This window comes from Frigoribacterium sp. PhB160, from assembly GCF_003751785.1.
In the GTDB taxonomy this organism is placed as follows: Bacteria; Actinomycetota; Actinomycetes; order Actinomycetales; family Microbacteriaceae; genus Frigoribacterium.
Map to the genome: position 1 here is coordinate 323,965 of NZ_RKIE01000001.1, position 13,940 is coordinate 337,904.

General features: G+C 70.8%; 16 protein-coding genes. 10 read left to right on the forward strand and 6 right to left on the reverse strand.

Annotated elements, in window-relative coordinates; genetic code table 11:
- The first annotated feature begins 117 nt into the window (after positions 1-117).
- The 8 genes from EDF38_RS01545 (at position 118) to EDF38_RS01580 (ending at position 5,648) form a co-directional block, all read left to right on the forward strand.
- Entirely contained in the window at positions 118-1,119 is a 1,002-nt protein-coding gene (locus tag EDF38_RS01545; RefSeq protein WP_370275474.1) for an arsenic resistance protein, read from the forward strand.
- A 39-nt stretch (positions 1,120-1,158) separates the two neighbouring features.
- Entirely contained in the window at positions 1,159-1,512 is a 354-nt protein-coding gene (locus tag EDF38_RS01550) for a helix-turn-helix transcriptional regulator (protein ID WP_123353646.1), read from the forward strand.
- Positions 1,509-2,189 (forward strand): cation transporter, encoded by a 681-nt coding sequence (locus tag EDF38_RS01555; RefSeq protein ID WP_123353647.1) that lies wholly within the window; start codon positions 1,509-1,511, stop codon positions 2,187-2,189. Before EDF38_RS01550 ends, EDF38_RS01555 begins: the two co-directional genes overlap by 4 nt.
- Before the next feature lie 167 nt (positions 2,190-2,356).
- Positions 2,357-3,052: a YafY family protein gene (locus EDF38_RS01560; protein WP_123353648.1), complete on the forward strand. Its 696-nt coding sequence runs from the start codon at positions 2,357-2,359 to the stop codon at positions 3,050-3,052.
- A 97-nt stretch (positions 3,053-3,149) separates the two neighbouring features.
- Positions 3,150-3,524, forward strand: a complete 375-nt coding sequence (locus tag EDF38_RS01565) for a VOC family protein (protein WP_123353649.1) — start codon at positions 3,150-3,152, stop codon at positions 3,522-3,524.
- A gap of 561 nt (positions 3,525-4,085) precedes the next feature.
- The gene (locus EDF38_RS01570) at positions 4,086-4,415 is read left to right on the forward strand and encodes a hypothetical protein (protein WP_148061425.1); all 330 of its coding nucleotides are present in this window, start codon (positions 4,086-4,088) and stop codon (positions 4,413-4,415) included.
- Positions 4,416-4,488: 73 nt separating this feature from the next.
- Complete coding sequence (locus tag EDF38_RS01575) at positions 4,489-5,148, forward strand: hypothetical protein (RefSeq protein ID WP_123353651.1); 660 nt, start codon at positions 4,489-4,491, stop codon at positions 5,146-5,148.
- A 32-nt stretch (positions 5,149-5,180) separates the two neighbouring features.
- Positions 5,181-5,648, forward strand: a complete 468-nt coding sequence (locus EDF38_RS01580) for an RNA polymerase sigma factor (RefSeq protein ID WP_233572119.1) — start codon at positions 5,181-5,183, stop codon at positions 5,646-5,648.
- A gap of 79 nt (positions 5,649-5,727) precedes the next feature.
- Here the strand turns inward: EDF38_RS01580 and EDF38_RS01585 are convergent, their stop codons facing one another.
- The 4 genes from EDF38_RS01585 to EDF38_RS01600 form a co-directional block, all read right to left on the reverse strand.
- On the reverse strand, positions 5,728-6,753 hold the full coding sequence (locus EDF38_RS01585; RefSeq protein WP_123353653.1) for a S66 peptidase family protein: 1,026 nt from the start codon (positions 6,751-6,753) through the stop codon (positions 5,728-5,730).
- Positions 6,754-6,835: 82 nt separating this feature from the next.
- The gene (locus EDF38_RS01590) at positions 6,836-7,729 is read right to left on the reverse strand and encodes a MerR family transcriptional regulator (RefSeq protein ID WP_123353654.1); all 894 of its coding nucleotides are present in this window, start codon (positions 7,727-7,729) and stop codon (positions 6,836-6,838) included.
- 170 nt (positions 7,730-7,899) lie between these two features.
- Positions 7,900-8,880, reverse strand: coding sequence for an alpha/beta hydrolase (locus EDF38_RS01595; protein ID WP_233572120.1), 981 nt, complete (start codon positions 8,878-8,880; stop codon positions 7,900-7,902).
- Positions 8,873-10,396, reverse strand: a complete 1,524-nt coding sequence (locus EDF38_RS01600; protein ID WP_370275475.1) for an MFS transporter — start codon at positions 10,394-10,396, stop codon at positions 8,873-8,875. The genes EDF38_RS01595 and EDF38_RS01600 overlap by 8 nt, the downstream gene beginning before the upstream one ends.
- A gap of 225 nt (positions 10,397-10,621) precedes the next feature.
- Between EDF38_RS01600 and EDF38_RS01605 the strand changes: the two genes are divergently transcribed.
- Positions 10,622-11,566: a GNAT family N-acetyltransferase gene (locus EDF38_RS01605; protein WP_158613297.1), complete on the forward strand. Its 945-nt coding sequence runs from the start codon at positions 10,622-10,624 to the stop codon at positions 11,564-11,566.
- Positions 11,567-11,615: 49 nt separating this feature from the next.
- Here the strand turns inward: EDF38_RS01605 and EDF38_RS01610 are convergent, their stop codons facing one another.
- Entirely contained in the window at positions 11,616-12,134 is a 519-nt protein-coding gene (locus tag EDF38_RS01610; RefSeq protein ID WP_123354945.1) for a tetratricopeptide repeat protein, read from the reverse strand.
- 130 nt (positions 12,135-12,264) lie between these two features.
- On the opposite strand from EDF38_RS01610, the gene EDF38_RS01615 reads away from it, so the two are divergent.
- Entirely contained in the window at positions 12,265-12,699 is a 435-nt protein-coding gene (locus EDF38_RS01615) for a phage holin family protein (RefSeq protein WP_148061427.1), read from the forward strand.
- Between the two features lie 73 nt (positions 12,700-12,772).
- Here the strand turns inward: EDF38_RS01615 and EDF38_RS01620 are convergent, their stop codons facing one another.
- A complete protein-coding gene (locus EDF38_RS01620) occupies positions 12,773-13,876 on the reverse strand; it encodes a hypothetical protein (protein ID WP_158613298.1) in 1,104 nt (367 codons plus the stop codon).
- Positions 13,877-13,940: the final 64 nt, after the last annotated feature.

Genomic DNA, 13,940 nt, shown 5'->3' on the forward strand with positions numbered 1-13,940 from the left:
AGATGACCCCGGAGATTCGCACACCGCGACCCTGGAACCGCCGACGCCGCTTGGCCTTCGAGCGGCTCGAACCTCTACGGTCGCTGTCGTGCCTTCATCCTCCACGCCGGTCCTGCCGTGAACGCGATCGTCTCCTGGCTCGAACACCGGCAGATCGGCCTCTACCTGGTGGCGATCATGGCTGCCGGCGTCGTCGGCCTCACCGTGCCGGGAGCGCACCACCTAGAAGGAGCGATCGAGCCCGTGCTCGCGCTGCTGCTGTTCGCGACGTTCCTCGGGGTGCCGTTCGCGGCGATCGGGAATTCCCTCCGAGACGGACGGTTCCTGGTCGCGGTCGGGGTCCTGAACTTCGTCGTCGTCCCCCTCGTCGCATATGGGCTGTCCCGGTTCGTCGCGCACGAGCCGGCACTGCTGTTCGGGGTGCTGCTGGTGCTGCTGACCCCATGCATCGATTACGTGATCGTGTTCGCCGGCCTTGCCGGCGGCGCGTCTGAACGACTCCTCGCCGCTGCACCGCTGCTGATGCTGGCGCAGATCCTGCTCCTGCCGTTGTACCTGCTGTTGTTCATCGGCCCCCAGGGCGTCGCCGTGGTCGAGGTCGGCCCCTTCGCCCGGGCGTTCCTGCTCCTGATCGTCGTCCCGCTCACCGCGGCCGCGCTCGTGCAGGCACTCGCCCGGCGACACCGATCCGGTGTCGTCGTCGAGCGGACGATGCTGGGCCTGATGGTGCCGCTGATGATGGCGACCCTGTTCACCGTCGTGGCCTCGCAAGCGGGTGCTGTCGGGGAGTCCGTGGGGCAGCTGCTCGTGCTGGTGCCGATCTACGCCGGATTCCTCGTCGTCATGGCAGGCCTCGGCATCGGCGCCGGCCGCATCTTCCGACTCGACGTGCCAGCCACCCGAGCCCTCGTGTTCAGCGGCGCGACCAGGAACTCGCTCGTGGTCTTGCCGCTCGCGCTGGCCCTGCCGGCGTCGCTGTCGCTTGCTCCGGTGGTCGTCGTGACCCAGACGCTCGTCGAGCTCATCGGCATGGTGATCTTCGTCCGACTCGTCCCACGCCTCGTCCCGAACCCGAACGGGCGAATCGAATCTGAGGCGGCTGGACCGGTGTCTCACTGACCGGACGCCTCGCGTCAGCGTCGACTGTATAGTCAGCACATGCTGACTCTTTCCTCGCGCGTCGACGTCATGAACCGCCTCGGGCGCGCCATGGCCGATCCCACCCGATCACGCATCCTGCTACACCTGCTCGACGAGCCTGGCTACCCCGGCGCCCTGGCCGAGCAGCTCGAACTCACGCGGTCCAACGTGTCGAACCACCTGTCGTGCCTCCGGGGCTGCGGCATCGTCGTCGCCGTCCCTGAAGGCCGGTCGACCCGCTACGAGATCGCTGACGCTCACCTCACGAAGGCACTCACCGCCCTCGTCGACGTCGTACTGGCTGTCGACGACGGAGAGCCCTGCACCGACGACAGCTGCGACGTTCCTCTCTGCCGCGGAACCGGCGCATGACCACGACCGCGCTTCCCGCCCTGCTCGCGCCGGCCCGCCGGCTGCTCTTGCAACGTCGCATCCGGATCATCGTCGCGATCACGATCACCTACAACGTGATCGAGGCGATCGTCGCGATCGCCGCCGGCACCGTCGCCTCCTCGACCGCCCTGATCGGCTTCGGCCTCGACTCGATCGTGGAGGTGCTGTCGGCCGCCGCGATCGCGTGGCAGTTCGCCGCCCCCGACCCGGAGAAGCGAGAACGGGTCGCGCTGCGCGTCATCGCCGTGTCGTTCTTCGGCCTGGCCGCGTACGTCTCCGTCTACGCAGTGCTGGCGCTGACCGGCATCCGCGAACCCGATCACTCCCCCGTGGGCATCGTTCTCGCCGCGGTGAGCCTGGCGATCATGCCGTTCCTCAGCCTGGTCGAACGCCGCACCGGCACAGAACTGGGCTCGGCGTCAGCGGTGGCCGACTCGAAACAGACCCTGATCTGCTCGTACCTGTCATCTGCGGTCCTCATCGGCCTGGTCCTCAACCTCGCCTTCGGGTGGACGTGGGCTGATCCGGTCGCGGGGCTCGTGATCGTCGTGTTCGCCGTCCGGGAAGGCCTCGAGGCGTGGCGCGGCGACGCGTGCAAGACGCCCGTGTCGGCCCTGACGGGCGAGCGCCAGGTCGAGGCCTGCGACTGCTGCTGATCTGCTCACCCTCGGCGGCATCACCACCAGCGTCGTGTACTCCGGTCCCGTCCCTGCCCGCCACATCACCCCGGCGTAGCGATCACCCCGCCCGATGGGGGATCGGCCACCGGACGGGGTGGAATCGCCACCATGCCGGAGAGAGCGACCTGTTGGATGATGGATCAGTGAACAGGACCGACCGTCTCTACGGCCTCGTGGAGGAGTTGCGTGCCGTGTCACCGCGGCCACGAAGCGCGCGTCGTCTCGCGGAACGGTTCGAGGTGTCAGTGCGCACGATCGAGCGGGACCTTGCTGCGTTACAGCAGTCGGGCCTGCCGATCTGGGCGGAGCCCGGCCGGACCGGTGGGTACGTCATCAACGCGTCAGCGACGCTCGGACCGGCAGGATTCACGCTGGACGAGGCCCTTGCAGTGCTGATCGGGCTCGGATCCCTCCGGCACAGCCCGTTCCGGCAGGCCGCCCAGACCGCCGCCCGGAAGATGCTCGCGGTCATGCCCGACGGGGACGCTGCACGTGCCAGCGCGCTCGCTTCCCGGGTCCACTTCCTGGAAAGCGAGGATGACGCAGTTGTGCCGGCCGAGTTCGCGGCGGCCCTCCGTGCGGACCGTGTCGTGCGGCTTCGGTACCAGGACGCCAGCGGCGCTGGCTCCACCCGAGACGTCGAACCATTGGGTTCGATCGGGAAGGACGGGCGGTGGTACTTGATCGCGTGGTGCCGACTCCGTGACGGGGTGCGAGCGTTCCGGGGAGACCGGATGCTCTCAGTCGAGGTGACCGACGAGCGGCCACCGCAGCGCACTCTCCGAGCCGAGGACCTCGCGATCCCCTACGGGCGGCTGCGATCCGTCATCGACGATTGATCCGCAACCGGTGATATCTGGAAACACCGACAGGACGGTGTCGCGAAGACCGGTGAAGCTGATGCTCACACCTCGTCAGCTCTACCGAAGGAACCCCATGTCGTTCGCCTCCATCCGCATCGTCACCGACGACCTCGACGGCCTCGTCGCCTTCTACGAGCAGGTCACCGGCCAGCAAGCAGAGCGCCCAGCACCGGTCTTCGCCCAGTTCAGCGGCCCGGGCGCGAATCTCGCGATCGCGAGCACTGCCACCGTCGCCATGCTCGACGGTGCACTGACCCCTGCGACGAACAGATCCGTGCTCATCGAGTTCGAAGTCGCTGACGTCGACGGTGAGTTCGCGGAGCTTCAGCCAGAGAGTGAGGACGTCGTCCTCGAACCGACCACGATGCCATGGGGCAACCGGTCTGCTATGGTCCGCGACCCCGACGGCAACGTCGTCAACCTGTTCAGCAAGCCCACCACGAACTAGCGCCGGTCGCGTCCGGTAGGGGATCGCTCAGCGGTCGCCCTGGGGGAGGGGCAGGAACGATCGGGTCGTGGGGCCACCCGGGCCCGTGGGGGCAACTCCGACGAGCGCTTCCCGGATGATGTCGCCGAGGTCGACCCGCTGCACGGGATCGGCACCGAGGTCACGTCGGGCCGAGCCGTGGTGGCGGATCACGATGTGAACGACCCGGTAGCGACACGGCTGGTTCTTCGTCGACGCCGGCGCGGCCTAGGTCGCCGATGCTGCCCGCAGGGACGCCTCGAGGTGTCGAGTGCCGTGACTCCTCGCTAGCTGAGGCCAGGTCGTGCATGTGCGCGTCCGTCCAAGGACGGGGTCTGTCTCAGGAGGGGATCGCTGGCCGGGCCCTCGCAGTGGGGCGTCGCGACGATGTGCGCTTCCTGCCATCCTTCGATCGTGTGCCCCCGATCGCTCTGCCTGCTCGTCGTGACCCTCTGTGCTGTCAGCCTCGTCGGGTGCTCCGAGGTCGATCCCGGTGAGCAGGCCGGCGACATCGCTCTGTGGCTCGACCAGGCGCCTTCAGCGGTGCGGGACGACGGCGACGAGCTGGCCGTCTTGGCAGCGGTCGCCGATCGCGGCGAGGAAGCGGGCGGCAGCGAGATCTCGGTGACCTTCGAGGAGCCCGTGACGATCAGGCGAGTCGAACTCGAGTGTTTCGGCGACGGATCCGTCGAGGGGCTGTTGGGTCTGACGTCGGCTGCGGGTGCCGTCGACACGACGTCCGCCCGTGCGAGCTGCACCGAGGGCGTGCTCGAGCTGGACATCCCGGAGTCGTCCCGCGAGGGCGTGACGAAAGTCAGCTTCTCCTCGGTGGCGAGCACCGAGAAGGGCGCGTGGCGCGTCATCGTCCGATAGGGGATCGGGCCGCGGGCATGGACATTCCTCCGTCTGCCGGACACGTACGAGGTGAACCCACCTTGGAGGAACGATGAACCCCACCCCCGATCACCTCGACGTGCTCCTCGCCGACAGTGCGCCCGCGGAGACGACCTCGAGCCCTGCACTGCGCCACGACCTCGCCGTGATGGCGGTCGAGGCCGGGGCCGCCGCGCGCCTCCGGCGTCGGCCGCTCCGCGTCGCCGCGACCGCGGGCCTCGCAGCGCTGCTCGTCAGCGGTGCCGGGACGGCTGTCGCAGCCTCGGTCTTCGACTGGGCGCCGTGGGCCCAGGACCCTGACCTCGCTTACCCGTTCATCCTGCCGAGTGGTCGAGCCTGCGAGGCCCGGGTCGCCGTCTACGACATCGAGAGCGTCGACGGCAACGGGGCCGTCACACGATCCGACCCGGCGAACGACAGCGACTTCGCCCGCCACCTCCGAGACCTCGACCTCGTCGACCAGGCCGACGTCCAGGCCTCGATCACGGAGGTGCGCCAGCGGGACTCGAGCATCTCCTACGTGGCCGTCCTCCCGGACGGACACCTCGAGGACGTCCACGCCACCGCAGCCGGCCCGACCGAGGACGACGTCTACGCCGCAGCGGTGTCGATCGCCGTGAGGGACGTCGTCGACGCCGAAGCTGCGGCATACGAGGGCGGCCATGAGTACACCGGCGAAGAGTCGATCCTCTGCGAGACGGTCGCCCCGTGATCGGGAACCGGAGGCGCGCCCTCCGCTCTGCCTTGGAGGCCAGCTCCGTCGACCTGTTGTCGTACCTGCGGAGGCGCGCTGACCTCGACGACGCGCCTGACCTGCTGGGCGAGACCTTCGTCGTCGCGTGGCGCCGCCTCGACGACCTGCCCGACGAACCCGAGCGGGCCCGGATGTGGCTCTTCGGCATCGCCCGGGGCGTCCTGCTCAACCATGCTCGGGGCGTGCACCGGCGGTGGGCGCTTGCTGATCGCCTCCGGGGGCACGCCGCTCTGGCGCAGGCCACGGCACCGCCGGCGGACGCGCACCTCGAAGTCAGGGTCGCCATCTCACGGCTCGAGCCGGACATGGCGGAGCTCGTCCGGCTCATCCACTGGGATGGCTTCACCATCACCGACGCGGCTCACGTCATGGGGGTCCCGGCATCGACCGCACGGGGCCGCTATCAGCGCGCCAAGGAACTCCTCCGCCTCGCCCTCGACCCCGCGGTGGCCCCCTGAGCCGAGCTCGCGACCTCGTCGCCGACGGCACCTGCAGAACGCGTCAGCTGTCGCGACAGCCGATCGTCGACGGGACGCCTCAGGCCGTCAGGTGCTGCGTGATGCTTCCCTGGCCGTCGACTAGGGAGACGTCGGCGAGAGCCCCGTTGACCAGCGGCATCTGCGGGGGCTGGTGGCCGGTGTCGAAGTCGAGGATGACGGGGAGATCGACGTCTCCCAGTGCGCGTCGCACGGCATCTTCCTGGCTCAGTTCCGGGGTGTCCGGGCCGTTCGTGCGCCCGATCAGGACGCCCTGGGCGGCGTCGAACCACCCGGCCAGCCGGAGGGAACGAAGCATGCGCAGGACACCGATCGCGTCGGAGCCCGCGGCCTCGAGGTAGATGAGGGTTCCTTCGGGGGCGTTCTCGCGGGCGAATCGGGGCACGTCTCCGTATGGTGTGCCTGCCAACAGCGACACGGTCTCGAGGCATCCACCGATGAGGCGTCCGCTGATGCTGATGTCGCTTCGGCCGTCGAGCGTGCGCCACCTGGTCGGGGTCTCGTAGACGCGTTCCCGGTCGAGGGGCTCATCGCTCCAGGCGGCCCACGGGCGTGAGCGGCGACGCGGTGCGCTGCGTTGCTCGAACGAGCTCCCGGCCAGCATGCTCGCGACGTCTGTCCAGCGGTGGAACTCCGTCGGCAGCTCCCATGGCTCGTCCATGAGGTTCGCACCGTGCATGGTGGCGAGCCCGGTGAGGGTGGTCAGCGGCAGGAGCAGGGTCGAGATGTCCGACCAGCCGACGAACCAGGTCTGGGCATCCGCGAGGGCAGCCCAGTCGATGCCGTCGAGCAACTCGATGGCCAACTCACCTCCCCAAGGGGGCAGTACCGCGTCGCCGGAGCCGAACGAGTCGTGGAGGTCCTGGACGCGGTCTGCAGCCGACGCGGGAACGAGGCCGCCGATGGCGGCGTGATCCCGGACGTGAACATCGAGGCCCTGGGCGGTCAGCGAAGCAACGGCTGCACGGAGACGCTCGTGGAGTTCTTCAGGGACACCCATCGACGGAGCGGGCACCTCGATGCGCCCTCCTGCCCGGAGCGGTGTCGGGTACGTGATGCCGGCCATCCGTCGACGCTAGCAACGCGCCGTCTGCTCCCGCCTCGTCGTCCCGACATGCCGTCCTCGTGCAGACGCTCGTGGGTGCTCTTCAGGGCCCTGTTCCCGCCGTTGCGCCGAGTCGCACCGCGAGCTCCATCGAGCGCAGGCGGGCCGGGGAGAAGTCGTAGGGCATGCTCTGGATGATCGCCGCCGCGCTCGTGACGCGCGAGCCCTGTACGGGGTCGGGCGACGCGTCGGCGTCCTGGGACGGGTGGAGCTCGTCCCAGGCGTCGAAGATCGCGTCGTCCTCGTCTAGCTGACCGGATTCGTCGATGACGCGCATCAGCGTGGTCTCGAAGGCGTGACGTTCGGCCGCCACCTGCGTCACCCGGGGATCGTCGACGGCGACTGTGTCGTCGAGCGCCTCCTCAGCGGCGTCGACGCGGTCGGACTCGACGCGCAGCTCGGGATGGAGGGCCAGGGCGAGGAAGCGCCCCGCCTGGGCGACGGCGCCGAGGGGACCGAAGATCCGCTCGTTCACCAGCAGGGCGTCGAGGTCGTCCTGGCGCAACGAGCCCTCGGGCGCGGCCTGGAGGCGGCTGGAGACGATGTCGTCGAGCAGTCCCAGCCGGCTGCCGAGGGTGCGCATGCGCCGCACCGAGGCGAGCTTCTCCTGCAGTTCGGCTGCCTGAGCGGAGAGGGTGTCCTCGAGGTGTGCGAGGACGTCTGCTACCCCGTCGTCGCTGTCGGCCGCGGCGGGTGCGGCACCCGCGAACGCGTCGCGGATGTCGTCGAGGGCGATCCCGGCGTCGGCCATGCGTCGGATCCAGAGCAGCCGGATGATCTCCTCGTAGCCGTACCGGCGGCGGCCGTCGCTGCCGCGCTCGCGTTCCGGGAGGAGGCCGACCTGGTGGTAGTGGCGGATCGTGCGGGGAGTGATGCCGACGAACGCCGCGGCGTCGCCGATCAGGACCTGACGGGGCGGGGCCGGGAACGGGTGCATGGCGGACCTCTCGGAGCGGGACGGGACGTGCTTCGAGGAGACCACATGACGCTGCGGCAGGTGCAAGCCCATCTCATCTCGGATGCTGGCCCCGACGAGGTCACGGGTGCATCGCCTCCCCCAGGGGCGGGCCCGGGGCGGGCGATCCACATGCCCGCCCCGGGATGCCGTCAGGGAGTGGGGTCGAGGAGGCGCCCGGTCCAGTCGCGCAGAGCGGCGACGGCCCGGCGCGACAGGGTCGCTCCCGGCATCATGCTCGTCGACCCGTGGAACGCCCCCGGCCACACGTGCAGCTCCGCCTGCACTCCCGCCGCCCAGAGCGCGCTGGCGTAGGCGACGGTCTCGTCGCGGAACACCTCGGCGCTGCCGCAGTCGACGTACGCCGGCGGAAGGCCCGCCAGCTCGTCCGCGCGGCCGGGAGCGGCGTAGATCGACACGTCGTCGCCGCCGCGACGGTCGCCGAGGTAGGCGTCCCAGCCGAACCGGGTCATGTCTCGGTCGGCGACGCCCACCCCGTCGAACTGCCGGGCGGAGACGGTCGCGTCGCGGTCGTCGAGCATGGGGCTGACGAGCACCTGGCCGACGACGGCCGGCCCCTGCCGATCGCGGGCGAGGAGCGCCGTGCCCGCCGCGAGCCCTGCCCCGGCGCTCTGGCCGACGAGGACGATGCGATCCGGGTCGACGCCGAGCTCGTCGGCGTGCGCGGCGACCCAGACGAGGCCGGCGTAGCAGTCCTCGACCGGGTAGGGGTCGGGGTGCTCCGGGGCGAGACGGTAGTCGGGGCTGACGAGGACGACGTCGTGCACGAGCAGCCAGTCGTCGTACGAGTCGAGGTTGCCGAGGTGGTGGCCGAACATCATCCCGCCGCCGTGGATCGCGTAGGCGCAGGCCGCCGTCCCGGTGCGGCCGATGCGCTGGACCACCGCCAGGGCGATCGGCTCGCCGAGGTGCCCGGGGACGGTGATGCTGCGCCTCTCGAGACCGCGGGCGCGCAGTCCTTCGTCGAGCTGCGCCTCCGTCATGTCCAGCTGCCGCATCTGCGGCAGCATCGCGGTCTCGAGGCGGGGGCGGCCGCGGGCGTCCATCGCCTCGAGGAAGGGCACGTACTCGGCGTCGAACGGGGGACGGGGCAGGGTGGTGGCGTCAGGCACGAGAGGGCTCCTGGGTCGTGGGGGTGAGCGTGGTCGAGGGGTCGGGTGCAGTGGTGAGGGGCGCCAGGTCGGCGGTTCGTGCCCGGAGCATCCCGACCACGACGAGCCCGGCGGCGACGGCGGCGAGACCGAGCCCGGCGACGGTGAGGGCGTCCTCGAAGCCCGCGAGCCGAGCGGCCGTCCACGGGGTGGTCGTGATGCTGCCGGTGACGAGGGCGGCGACGATCGTGCCCGCGGCGGCGACCGCGGCTCCTCCCACCAGCTCGCTCGACGTGTCGACGAGGGCCGCGCCGACCGAGGTGCGGTCGGCCGGGAGGCCCGTGAGCACGGAGGCTCCCGCGACGACCCCGACGACGCGCATGCCGGCGGCGACGAGCACGAGCGCGACGAGCACCCAGACGTACCCGTGACGGCTCAGGGCGCCGAAGACGGCGAGGCCCGACACGACCGCGGCCGCGCTGATCCACGCCGCCCGGCCGAGGCCGACCCGCTGCACGAACGGCCCCACGAGGCGGCCTCCGGCCAGGAGCACGACGACCTGCGGCAGCGTGCCGACAGCGGCCAGGGCCGGAGGCCAGCCCCAGCCGAACTGCAGCTGCAGGGTCACGAGGTACGACAACCCGGCGACGGCGAGGCCCGACGCGGCCTTGAACGCCAGGCCGCTCGACACCAGGGGGCGGGCGAGCAGGTGCAGGTCGACCACCGGGTGCCGCGCCGTCCGCAGGCGCACCACGAACCCGGCGCCGCACGCGACGGTCAGCACGACGGCGGCCCACCCCCACGAGGAGGCGGTGGCCGGCTCGACGAGGACGGTCGGCGTCACGAGCAGCCCGGTCACGGCGGCGGTGCCGAGCAGTGCGCCACCCACGTCGACGGGGACGCGCCGCAGCCCCGCCGCGTCGTCGCGAGCGACGCCGACGCGGATGCCGACGAACGCCAGCACCGCGATCGGCACGTCGGCCAGCAGCAGCACCTGCCACGGGGCGACGGCGAGCACGAACCCGCCGACGGTCGGGCCGACGGCGAGGCCGACGAGCCCCGCGGTCGAGATCACGGTCAGGGCCCGGACCCGGAGGCCCTCGTCGTCGAACAGCCGGAACGCCAACGCCATCGACCCGGGGGTGGTCATCGCGGCGGCGACGCCCGTCAGCACCCGGACGGTGACGAGCTGCTCGGTCGTCGTGACCGCCACGGTGGCGAGGCTCGCCACGGCCAGCAGCGCGAGGCCCACGAGCATGACGCGGCGGCGCCCCACACGGTCGGCGACGGCGCCGAAGAGCAGCATCAGCCCGCCGAAGGCGACCGCGTAGGCGCCCGACACCCACTGCAGGCCCGTCGTCGACGAGCCCAGCTCGCGGCCGATCGTCGGCAGCGCGACGTTCAGCACCGAGGTGTCGAGCATCTCGAACAGGAACACCGCGGACAGCCCGGCCAGGGCGATCCACGCATCGGAGAGCCGGGGAGGCGCGTCGCCGGCACGCAGCCGACCGCGGGAGACAGAGGTGAGGGGGGACACGAGACGCACTCCTTCTGGGAAGAAGTGGCGACTCGTTCGATGCCGCGTGCGGGTGCGTCGCAGAGCGCGACGCCTTTTACCTCAGTGATGGGAACGATACACCGGCTGCCGCCGGAGGAGGACTCCGGCAGTCCGGCCGCTCATGCAGGTGCCCGACAGGGGATCACGCACCGAACGTGTCCAGGCGCCTGGCGGCCCAGGCGCTCGTCCGCCAGGCTGTCCTCGATGACCGACACCGACGCCTCCCTGCTCATCAGACGGTGTCGACGTGCCGACGTGCCGCTCCTGACGGCCTGGACGAGTGCCGATCCCGTGGCGTGGGTCGGGAGGAGAGCGCTCACGGACGAGCTCGAGACGGGCGCCTACCGGCCGGAGTGGTCGTGGATCGCCGAACGGGACGGGCGGCCCGTGGGTCGAGCGCTGTGGTGGGGCAGGGCGGGGGCGGACGTGCCCTCGACCCTCGACTGCCTCACCGTCTCACCCGGGGTCCCTGTGCCGGAGGACGTCGGAACGGCGCTGGTCCGAGCCGGTCTTGACACGTTCGGCTCGCACGGCGACCTCGAGTTCAACGTCGACGTCGCGGTGTCGTGGGCCGGCGATCCGGCTGCGGCCGAGGCAGTCCGCTGGCGTCATGAAGCAGCCCACCGTGGTGGCTTCGCCCGCACCACCGAGCGGATCAGCTTCGCGTGGACCTCGTCGGACCCCATGCCGCCCCGATCGACCCGTCTGCGCTTCGAGTCCGCCCCTGATGCCTTCTTCCAGGCGATGTTCGCCGACGTCGCGTCGGGGTCGCTCGACGGCCACACCATCGACATGGCCGCCCGTGAGGGTGTCGAGGCCCTGGCCGAGGACGACTTGGCCTTCTACCTCTCCCTCCCCGGCGACCGGGAAGCGTGGCGCTCAGCCCGCCTCTCGGACGGGAGGACCGTCGGATTCATCGTGCCGACCAGGACCGCCTACGACGCGAGCATCAGCTACCTCGGCGTGCTGCCCGGACACCGAGGCCACGGCTACGTGCACGACCTCCTCGCGGAGATGGTGCACGTCCACCACGAGGACGGCCAGCCCCGGATCGTCGGCACCACCGACGCAGCCAATCGACCCATGCGAGCCGCGTTCGAGCGGGCCGGGTTCTCCGTCACCAGGGTGCGCCTCGTCCACTCCCGGTGAGTCGGGTCAGGTGCGCCGCCGACCTGGATGAGGACGCCCGCGAGGGGGGTCACCGGGGCGTGGCTCGGGACCCGACGTCCAGCGACGCGAGGTGTTCAGCGTTGCCTCGCAGAGCTGGCTTGTACCTGTCGAGCTCTGGTGCGTCGACGTGATCGGCCAGGAGGTCGAGGAGGCGTGCCAGGGCCGTGTCGACCTGTCCCGCCGCGTGGAGGGTGAGGGCCTCGAAGGCTCCCAGAGCGACCGAGTCCGGGAACTCCCCCCGTGCCCGGGCGAAGACGTCCAGTGATTCCTCGATCCTGCCGAGGTTGCGGAGGGTGCTCCCGTACTGGAGGTAGCAGCGTCGGCGGATGTCACCCGCCAGTCCTTCCTGCATCGATCGCTCGTAGAAGCCGAGTGCCGTCGCTTCTTCTCCCGCCGTGTCGTAGGCGCCGCCGAGTTCGTAGAGGACCCGCGGATCCTCGGGGTGCTCCCTGTGGAGGGGCAGGAGCGCGTCGATGGTCGGGCGCATGTCGTCCCGGTCGCGGGCGGCGAAGATGCGGTCGAGCTGCGCTTCGAGGGTGTCTGGCATGACAGGTTCTCCTAGAGGGATCGGACAGGGCCTGCCCGACAGACGGTCGGTGACGGGCGCCGCGGGCTCGGGCGAGATGCGCCGCACCAGGTCGTCAGCGGCCTGAGAGGCGCGACGTAGGATCTCACGCATGGTGCGGAACGGCAGCCCAGGCTGGCTCGGATCGCTCTTCCGTGCGCGTCCGTGGGTAGCAGCCGTCGTCAGTGCGGGCTTCCTCGTGATCATCCTCTGGGGCGGGACGTCCGTCGGGTGGGATCCGTGGGCTCCGATGGGTCGGGGCCTGAAGAGTCTGCCGGTGTGGCTGATGGTCGCGGTCGGGGTGCCCTTCTTCGCCACGGGCGTCGTCGTCGGGGTCGTCCTGCAGTGGCGGCTGCTGAGGCAGAAGTCGCAGGTCCCTCCCGGACCGAGCCGCGAGCTCGAGCAGCTCCGACGCGACGGACCGGGCTGGCTCAGTCGTCGAGCGGGCGTCGACGACACGGTCTACGACTCCGTGTCGACCATCAGCACGGACGGGGGCACCGACTACTCCGTCGCCGTGGAGGTCGATCAGACGCCGAAGGGCTGAGTCGCGCAGCGGCGTGCCGCGGACCTTCCTCCACGGTCGGCGTCGGCCGCCGACGTCGGTGGGCCTGGACGCGTCAGGCGCCTCCTGCCAGCACCCTGCTCCGCCCGTACCGTCCGGTCCATCGGCCGAGGATCAAGATCTCCCACGGCAGGGTGAACGCTCCGCTCAGGGAGGCGTTCTCCCGAGGTCGGACCAGGTACTCGAGCCGCAGTCCGTCATCTCGGAGGTCGAAGGCGAGACGTGCCTGCACCGCGACGTCGCGGTCACCAGGCCCGTCGGAGTTGTCTCGCGTGTACTGGACGGAGCCCACGTCGTCGGAGACGAGCTCGACGACTGCGTGACGACTCATGGTGAGAAGGTCGCGCACCCTCTCGAGGTCGACGCCGCGCAGGCTCACCCGGACCGGGTCTTCGCGTCCTTCCACGAACCCGGTGCTCGAGCGGGTCTCTCGGAACGGCGCACAGAACGTGAAGGTGGAGAGGAAGTAGATGACGCTCACGAGTCGGCCGTCGTCGGTCCGGGCGAAGAGCCCGCCGTCGGCGCCGACCGGCGTCGCGGCGAGCCGCATCGACGCTGCTGTCGTCCGGGTCGTCCGCTGAGGCGCCTCTCCTGGTGCATCGCCGTAGAGCGTGGTCGACATCGAGCCGTAGGCGAGAGCGCGGGTGGCTGGATCGAGGGTGCACTCCAACGACAAGCGGGAGTCGGCCACGTCGGACGGCCATTCACTGCGGGGTCCGGAGTCGGCGGGGTGCGGGCGCAGCGCTGCCGAGAGGTCGATCCGGACGGCGCCTGGGTCGACGGCGGCGTCGTCAGCGACGGCGGTGACCGCGATCCTCCAGTCCGACGCGCCGTGCTCGAAGCCGCCCCCCGGCAGCCGGACACCGCCAGGAGCATCGACGGCCACGGCCAGGGGAGCTGAGCCGGCGTACTTCACCACGCGACCGATCAAGCTCCCGACACCGACCGGCAGACGCACGGTGGCGCCCTGACGGTCCGACGTGAGGTAGCCCGATCGCTGGTCCCTGTCGGACGGGGCGGCCGTGAAGAACTGCGCGGAGGACTCGTTCCCCGCGACCTCGATCGTGGTCGCCTCGGCGGTGACCTGGTCCATCCCGAGGAAGGACAACCGCCCGCGTCCGTACACCTGCCCCTCACGACCGATCATCGCGTCGCTCACCTGCACGGTTCCCCCTGGTCTCGTCCCTCCGTCGAGCATGCCCGGATGCGAGCCCCGAGACCAC